This is a genomic window from Pseudoalteromonas sp. APC 3893, from assembly GCF_030408095.1.
Taxonomy (GTDB): Bacteria; Pseudomonadota; Gammaproteobacteria; order Enterobacterales; family Alteromonadaceae; genus Pseudoalteromonas.
On the sequence record NZ_JASDCD010000005.1, the window covers coordinates 201,040 to 210,098 of the forward strand.

Genomic DNA, 9,059 nt, shown 5'->3' on the forward strand with positions numbered 1-9,059 from the left:
CCAATTAGGTGCTGTAGCTAGCTACAGCACCTGTTACGGCCGAATAGAATGTAGGGGCGAGATTATCCGCCCTCAAGATTAACTCCGACAGGAGAGCTAAGGTGAAAGACTTACTTAAGTTTCTGAAGCAACAAAATAAGACCGAAGAATTCGATGCAATTCGCATTGGTCTTGCTTCACCAGACATGGTTCGTTCATGGTCATACGGTGAAGTAAAGAAACCTGAGACTATTAACTACCGTACTTTCAAGCCTGAGCGCGATGGCTTATTCTGTGCCCGTATTTTCGGTCCAGTGAAAGATTATGAGTGTTTATGTGGTAAATATAAACGCCTTAAACACCGTGGTGTGATCTGTGAAAAGTGTGGCGTTGAAGTAACACTGACTAAAGTGCGTCGTGACAGAATGGGTCACATCGACTTGGCAAGCCCAGTTGCGCATATTTGGTTCTTAAAATCATTACCGTCACGTATCGGCTTAATGCTTGATATGACGCTTCGTGATATTGAACGTGTTCTTTACTTCGAATCATTCGTGGTAACTGAGCCTGGTATGACAACGCTTGAGCGTGGTCAACTACTAGGTGAAGAAGAATACCTAGATGCACTTGAAGAGCATGGTGATGAATTTGAAGCGAAGATGGGTGCTGAAGCAGTATTAGACTTGCTTCGTGAACTTGATCTTGGCCAATTAATTGCTGAGATGCGTGAAGAGTTACCAACAATTAACTCTGAAACTAAGCGTAAGAAGATCACTAAACGTCTTAAATTAATGGAATCGTTCCACCAATCAGGTAACAACCCTGAGTGGATGATCATGACAGTACTTCCAGTATTGCCACCTGACTTACGTCCATTAGTACCACTAGACGGTGGTCGTTTTGCGACATCTGATCTAAATGACCTTTACCGTCGTGTTATTAACCGTAATAACCGTCTTAAGCGTCTACTAGATTTAGCAGCACCAGATATTATCGTACGCAACGAAAAACGTATGTTACAAGAAGCGGTAGATGCGCTACTTGATAACGGTCGTCGTGGTCGTGCAATTACAGGTTCTAACAAGCGTCCGCTTAAATCTCTTGCTGATATGATCAAGGGTAAGCAAGGTCGTTTCCGTCAGAACTTACTTGGTAAGCGTGTAGATTACTCAGGCCGTTCTGTAATCACGGTTGGTCCTACTCTTAAGCTTCACCAATGTGGTCTTCCTAAGAAGATGGCACTTGAGCTATTCAAACCATTCATCTATGGCAAATTAGAGCGTCGCGGCATGGCTACGACAATCAAAGCTGCTAAGAAAATGGTAGAGCGTGAAGTTCCGGAAGTATGGGATGTATTAGACGAAGTAATTCGTGAACACCCAGTATTACTTAACCGTGCACCAACACTTCACCGTTTGGGTATCCAAGCGTTTGAACCTGTGCTTATCGAAGGTAAAGCAATTCACTTGCACCCATTAGTATGTGCGGCTTACAACGCCGACTTCGATGGTGACCAAATGGCGGTACACGTACCGTTAACGATTGAAGCACAGCTTGAAGCACGTGCGTTAATGATGTCGACTAACAACATCTTATCGCCTGCTAATGGTGAGCCAATCATCGTTCCTTCACAGGACGTTGTATTAGGTCTTTACTACATGACGCGTGATCGCATTAATGCGAAAGGCGAAGGTACTGTATTTAAAGATCCAAAAGAAGCAGAAAAAGCATACCGTAGTGGCAATGCTGAACTTCACGCTCGCGTAAAAGTTCGTATTAGCCAATCAGTGAAGAACGAAAATGGTGTAGTAGAAGATACTATTACTATTATCGAGACTACTGTTGGTCGTGCAATTCTGTCGCTAATTTTACCTAAAGGTATGCCGTTTGAGTCAATCAACCAAGCATTAGGTAAAAAGCAGATTTCTAGCTTATTAAACGAGTGTTACCGTCGTCTAGGTCTAAAAGACACAGTTGTGTTTGCTGACCAAGTTATGTACACCGGTTTCCACTACGCAATGAAATCAGGTGTTTCAATTGGTATCGATGACTTAGTTATCCCACCAGTTAAAGCATCAATCATTGAAGCAGCAGAAGCTGAAGTAACTGAAATCAACCAACAATTCCAATCAGGTCTTGTAACGGCTGGTGAAAAGTACAATAAAGTTATCGATATCTGGTCACGTGTAAATGAAAACTTATCACGTGAAATGATGGCCAACTTGTCAAAAGACACGGTTATCAATGCTAAAGGTGAAGAAGAAGAGCAACCGTCATTTAACTCAGTGTTTATGATGGCCGACTCAGGTGCTCGTGGTAGTGCCGCTCAGATCCGTCAGCTAGCAGGTATGCGTGGTCTAATGGCACGTCCAGATGGTTCAATCATCGAGACGCCAATCACGGCTAACTTCCGTGAAGGTCTAAATGTACTTCAGTACTTCATCTCAACGCACGGTGCGCGTAAAGGTCTTGCCGATACAGCACTGAAAACAGCGAACTCGGGTTACCTAACGCGTCGTCTAGTAGACGTTGCACAAGATTTGGTAATCAACGAAGACGATTGTGGAACAGAAGATGGCTTAACAATGAAACCGCTTATTGAAGGTGGTGACGTTGTAGAAGCACTTCGCGAACGTGTTCTTGGTCGTGTTGTTGCTGAAGATATCGTTATTCCAGGTACTAATACAGTACTTGTTGAACGTAATATCATGCTTGATGAAAAACTGTGTGACCTGTTAGAAGAGCACTCAGTTGATGAAGTTCGCGTACGCTCAGTTATCACATGTGATAACGACTTTGGTGTATGTGCTAAGTGTTATGGTCGTGACCTTGCACGTGGTCATATCATCAACGCGGGTGAATCAGTTGGTGTTATCGCGGCACAGTCAATCGGTGAGCCGGGTACACAGCTTACGATGCGTACATTCCACATCGGTGGTGCGGCATCAAGAGCATCAGCAGAAAATAACGTACAAGTTAAAACTAACGGTACATTAAAACTGCACAACGCTAAATATGTATTAAATACAGACGGTAAGATTGTTATTACCTCACGTTCTACTGAGATCACTATCATTGATAGCTATGGTCGTGAAAAAGAGCGTTATAAAGTACCTTATGGTGCGGTATTAACAGTTCAAGATAATGCTGAAGTTCAAGGTAACGACATTGTTGCTACTTGGGACCCGCATAGTCACCCAATCGTTCTTGAGCATAAATCAAAAGTATCGTTCAGCGATATCGATGACTCGAATACAGAGACACAAACTGATGAATTAACCGGTTTAACTCGTATTGTTGTTAAAGATCTTGCTAAAGCGAATGCGAAAGAGCCTAAGCTTATCATTGAAAGTGAAGAGCGCGGCTTGCAAGAAACACGTCTTCCTTCATTCACTACGATTGAAGTAACAGATGGTGCGACTGCAAACCCTGGTGACGTGTTAGCACGTATTCCGCAAGAAGGTTCGAAAACTCGTGATATCACGGGTGGTCTACCACGCGTAGCCGACTTATTTGAAGCGCGTAAACCTAAAGAGCCAGCTATCTTAGCTGAGATCACAGGTACTATTAGCTTCGGTAAAGAGACTAAAGGTAAGAAGCGTTTAGTTATTACTCCACCAGAAGGCGATCATTACGAAGAAATGATTCCTAAGTGGCGTCAACTTAACGTGTTTGAAGGTGAGCAAGTGTCTAAAGGTGAAGTTATCGCCGATGGTCCTGAATCACCACATGACATCTTACGCCTACGTGGTGTGACTCATGTTGCTAACTACATCGTTAACGAAGTGCAAGAGGTTTACCGTTTGCAAGGCGTTAAGATCAATGACAAGCACATTGAAACAATTATCCGTCAGATGATCCGTAAATGTACCATCCTTGACGGCGGCCATAGTGAATTCTTAGCCGGTGAGCAAATTGAAGTGGCACGCGTTAATATCGCAAACCGCGACTTAGAAGCTCAAGGCAAGTTGCCTGCTAAGTATGAAATCCAATTAATGGGTATCACTAAAGCATCACTAGCCACAGAATCTTTCATCTCGGCAGCCTCGTTCCAGGAGACAACTCGTGTCCTAACAGAAGCCGCTGTAAATGGTAAGAGCGATGAACTTCGCGGTCTGAAAGAAAACGTAATTGTGGGTCGTTTGATCCCAGCCGGTACCGGTTTTGCGTATCATCAAGATCGTATGGCACGTCGTAAGCAAAGTTTAGTTGTTGAAGAGCAAACAGTAAGTGCAGAAGAGGCGACTCAAGCACTAACAGATGCTTTAAACGCTGATTTATCTGGAAATCAATAAACTTAATCTAATCAATAGATTAGATTTTAGCAAGGCAGATATCTACTGCCTTGCTAACGGTTTATGTTGACAGGTTAATCTTTGCTCATTAAAATTCCGCCACCCATTTACCTGCGCGTTTGTAACGAGCTTGTAAAAAGGGCGGATTTTTTTATTTTTTTCAGTAGTAATTTTAATTTCAGGAGCTATTTAAATGGCAACTATTAACCAGCTAGTGCGTAAGCCACGTCGTAGCAAGGTTACTAAAAGTAACTCAGCTGCGCTTAAAGCGTGTCCGCAAAAGCGTGGTGTATGTACTCGCGTATATACAACTACACCTAAGAAACCAAACTCGGCGTTACGTAAAGTAGCTCGTGTACGTTTAACTAACGGTTTCGAAGTAACATCATACATCGGTGGTGAAGGTCATAACCTTCAAGAGCACAGTGTAATCCTAATCCGTGGTGGTCGTGTTAAAGATTTACCAGGTGTGCGTTTCCACACTGTACGTGGTGCACTTGACTGTGCAGGCGTAAGCGACCGTCGTCAAGCTCGTTCTAAATACGGTGCAAAACGCCCTAAGGGCTAATTGTATTCCGTTAGTAAGGCCAAGCACTAAATATTATTAATTATTGTTTTGGGTTATTGCCTCGAAAGAGCAAACCTGAATAAACCGGAGATACAAAATGCCTAGAAGACGCGTAATAGGTCAACGTAAAATTCTTCCAGATCCTAAGTTCGGATCGGAACTTCTTGCAAAATTCGTTAACATCGTAATGTTAGACGGCAAGAAATCTACTGCTGAAAAAATCGTTTACGGTGCGCTAGATGTGGCTGCTGAGAAATCAGGCAAATCGCACCTTGAAATCTTTGAGTCTGCACTTGATAACATCCGTCCACAGGTAGAGGTTAAATCTCGCCGTGTTGGTGGTTCAACTTATCAAGTACCAGTTGAAGTACGTCCAGTACGTCGCAACGCATTAGGTATGCGTTGGTTAGTAGACGCTGCACGTAAGCGTGGCGAAAAATCTATGGGCTTACGTTTAGCTCAAGAAATCGTTGACGCTGCTGATAACAAAGGCACTGCGGTTAAGAAACGTGAAGACGTTCACCGTATGGCTGAAGCGAATAAAGCATTCGCTCATTACCGTTGGTAATCTGCCCTTAACCTTTAAGAGGATCATATGGCACGTACAACTCCACTTGAGCGCTATCGTAATATCGGTATTGTTGCTCACGTAGATGCAGGCAAAACCACCACAACAGAACGTGTTCTGTTCTACACGGGTCTTTCTCATAAGATCGGTGAAGTACATGATGGCGCCGCAACTATGGATTGGATGGAGCAGGAACAAGAGCGTGGTATCACAATCACTTCTGCTGCAACAACGTGTTTCTGGAAAGGGATGGACGCGCAATTTGACGACCATCGTATCAATATCATTGATACTCCAGGACACGTAGATTTCACTATCGAAGTAGAACGTTCTTTACGTGTACTTGATGGTGCGGTAGTTGTTCTTTGTGCTTCATCAGGTGTACAGCCACAAACTGAGACAGTTTGGCGTCAAGCGAACAAATACGAAGTTCCGAGAATGATCTTCGTAAACAAAATGGATCGCACGGGCGCTGACTTCTTAACGGTTGTTAGCCAGGTGAAATCTCGTCTTGGAGCAACGCCTGTTCCAATTCAGCTGCCAGTTGGCGCTGAAGACGACTTTAAAGGTGTAATTGACCTTATAAAAATGAAAGTGATTAACTGGAATTCTGAAGACCAGGGCATGACTTTCTCTTATGAGGCAATACCGGCAGACCTTCAAGAGCTCGCTGAAGAGTGGCACTCTCACTTAGTTGAAAGTGCTGCTGAGGCCTCTGAAGAACTAATGGATAAGTATTTGGAAGGTGAAGACCTGAGCGAAGCTGAAATTAAAGCAGCTTTGCGTCAGCGTACATTAGCAAACGAAATCGTCCCAATGACTTGTGGTAGTGCATTTAAAAATAAAGGTGTTCAAGCTGTGCTTGATGGCGTTATTGAATATATGCCTGCGCCAACACAAGTGAAACAAATTCAAGGTATTCTTGAAGATGGTACTGAGGAAGAACGTCCAGCTGATGACAACGCACCGTTTGCTGCACTTGCTTTTAAGATTGCAACAGATCCGTTCGTTGGTACTTTAACCTTTTTCCGTGTTTACTCTGGTACTGTTAAACAGGGTGATGCGGTTTACAACCCAGTAAAAAGTAAGCGTGAGCGCCTTGGTCGTATCGTTCAGATGCATTCAAACTCACGTGAAGAGATCAAAGAAGTCCACGCAGGCGACATCGCGGCGGCTATTGGTCTTAAAGACGTAACAACAGGTGAAACACTGTGTGATCCGAATTCTAAAATTACGCTTGAGCGTATGGAATTCCCAGAACCAGTAATCTCTGTTGCGGTTGAGCCTCGCACAATCGCTGACCAGGACAAGATGGCTATCGCACTAGGTAAACTAGCGGCAGAAGATCCATCTTTCCGCGTACAAACTGATGATGAGTCAGGCCAGACTATAATATCTGGTATGGGTGAACTTCACCTCGATATCATTGTCGACCGTATGAAACGTGAATTCAGTGTTGAATGTAACGTTGGTAAGCCGCAGGTTTCTTACCGTGAAGCTATCCGTGATACCGTTAAGGTAGAAGGAAAGTTCGTACGTCAATCAGGTGGTCGTGGTCAATATGGTCACGTCTGGCTTAAACTTGAACCGATGGATATTTCGGATGATGAAGCCCCAATTTACGAGTTCGTTAACGAAACCGTAGGTGGCTCAGTTCCTAAAGAATACATCCCTGCGGTAGACAAAGGCATCCAAGAGCAAATGGCTCAAGGTGTGCTGGCCGGCTACCCATTACTTGGCGTGAAAGCGACTTTATATGATGGTTCATTCCATGATGTTGATTCGAATGAAATGGCATTTAAAATAGCAGGTTCTTTGGCAATGAAGCAGGGCGCACTTGATGCAAACCCTGTACTTTTAGAGCCAATGATGAAGGTTGAAGTACTCACTCCTGAAGCAAACATGGGTGATGTAGTTGGCGACTTAAACCGTCGTCGCGGCATGATCGAAGGCATGGAAGAAGCACTAGGCGGACTTAAACAAGTTAACGCTTTAGTACCGCTCTCTGAAATGTTTGGTTATGCAACTGATCTGCGATCTGCAACACAAGGTCGTGCCTCATACTCTATGGAGTTTTTGAAGTACGCAGAAGCCGCAAAAAATGTTGCAGATAAAATAATTGCAGCTCGCACTTAAGTAATTTTTAGCTTGGTTTAGCTCAATAACGAGCTTAACCTTTAATTTCTTTATAGGAATTTTTTAAGATGGCAAAAGAAAAGTTTGAACGCGTAAAACCGCACGTAAACGTTGGTACAATCGGCCACGTTGACCACGGTAAAACAACCCTAACTGCAGCAATCACTAACGTACTTGCAAAAGTATACGGTGGTGTAGCTAAAGATTTCGCATCAATCGATAACGCTCCAGAAGAGCGCGAGCGTGGTATCACAATCTCAACTTCACACGTTGAGTACGATACACCTACTCGTCACTACGCACACGTAGATTGTCCTGGACACGCCGATTATGTTAAAAACATGATCACTGGTGCTGCTCAAATGGACGGCGCAATCTTAGTAGTAGCTGCGACTGATGGCCCTATGCCACAAACTCGTGAGCACATCCTACTTTCTCGTCAGGTTGGCGTTCCTTACATCATCGTATTCATGAACAAATGTGACATGGTTGATGACGAAGAGCTACTTGAGCTAGTAGAAATGGAAGTTCGTGAACTTCTTTCTGAATATGACTTCCCAGGTGATGACTTACCACTAATTCAAGGTTCTGCTCTTAAAGCACTTGAAGGCGAAAAGCAGTGGGAAGACAAGATCGTTGAGCTTGCAGAAGCACTAGATTCTTACATCCCAGAGCCAGAGCGTGACATCGATAAGCCATTCATCATGCCTATCGAAGATGTTTTCTCAATTCAAGGCCGTGGTACAGTTGTAACTGGTCGTGTTGAAGCTGGTATCATCAACGTGAATGACGAAGTTGAAATCGTTGGTATCAAAGAGACTACTAAGTCTACTTGTACTGGTGTTGAAATGTTCCGTAAGCTTCTTGACGAAGGTCGTGCTGGTGAGAACATTGGTGCACTTCTACGTGGTACTAAGCGTGAAGACGTTGAACGTGGTCAAGTACTAGCTAAGCCTGGTTCAATCAACCCACATACAACTTTCACTTCAGAAGTATACGTACTTTCTAAAGATGAAGGTGGTCGTCATACTCCTTTCTTTAAAGGTTACCGTCCACAGTTCTACTTCCGTACAACTGACGTAACTGGTGACGTACAGTTACCAGATGGCGTAGAAATGGTAATGCCTGGTGATAACGTTAAGATGACTGTAACTCTAATCGCACCAATCGCGATGGATGAAGGTCTTCGTTTCGCTATCCGTGAAGGTGGCCGTACTGTAGGTGCTGGTGTTGTAGCAACTATCGTAGAGTAATAGTTAGCCTAGCTAATTAATACTAAAAAAACCCGAGCTTTGTCTCGGGTTTTTTAATGTCTGCGATTTGAGCTGTCAGCCGTCAGGAAAGACAAGATTCTCTTGACACGTAGGTTAATATGAACAAAATTTCTAGCTGATAGCTGATAGCTGATAGCTGATAGCTGATAGCTGATAGCTGATAGCTGATAGCTGATAGCTGATAGCTGATAGCTGATAGCTGATAGCTGATAGCTGATAGCTGATAGCTGATAGCTGAT

At 43.7% G+C, this 9,059-nt stretch carries 5 protein-coding genes; all 5 read left to right on the top strand.

Annotated features, from left to right (window positions below):
- Window positions 1-101: 101 nt before the first annotated feature.
- A complete protein-coding gene (rpoC, locus tag QMA12_RS09480; protein WP_087532498.1) occupies window positions 102-4,274 on the top strand; it encodes a DNA-directed RNA polymerase subunit beta' in 4,173 nt (1,390 codons plus the stop codon).
- 193 nt (window positions 4,275-4,467) lie between these two features.
- Window positions 4,468-4,842: a 30S ribosomal protein S12 gene (rpsL, locus tag QMA12_RS09485; RefSeq protein WP_002958885.1), complete on the top strand. Its 375-nt coding sequence runs from the start codon at window positions 4,468-4,470 to the stop codon at window positions 4,840-4,842.
- Between the two features lie 97 nt (window positions 4,843-4,939).
- Complete coding sequence (gene rpsG, locus QMA12_RS09490; protein ID WP_004588211.1) at window positions 4,940-5,410, top strand: 30S ribosomal protein S7; 471 nt, start codon at window positions 4,940-4,942, stop codon at window positions 5,408-5,410.
- Between the two features lie 27 nt (window positions 5,411-5,437).
- The gene (gene fusA, locus QMA12_RS09495) at window positions 5,438-7,546 is read left to right on the top strand and encodes an elongation factor G (protein ID WP_087532497.1); all 2,109 of its coding nucleotides are present in this window, start codon (window positions 5,438-5,440) and stop codon (window positions 7,544-7,546) included.
- Window positions 7,547-7,614: 68 nt separating this feature from the next.
- Window positions 7,615-8,799 carry an elongation factor Tu gene (gene tuf / locus QMA12_RS09500; protein ID WP_087532496.1) on the top strand — a complete coding sequence of 395 codons (1,185 nt, stop codon included), beginning with the start codon at window positions 7,615-7,617 and terminating at the stop codon, window positions 8,797-8,799.
- Window positions 8,800-9,059: the final 260 nt, after the last annotated feature.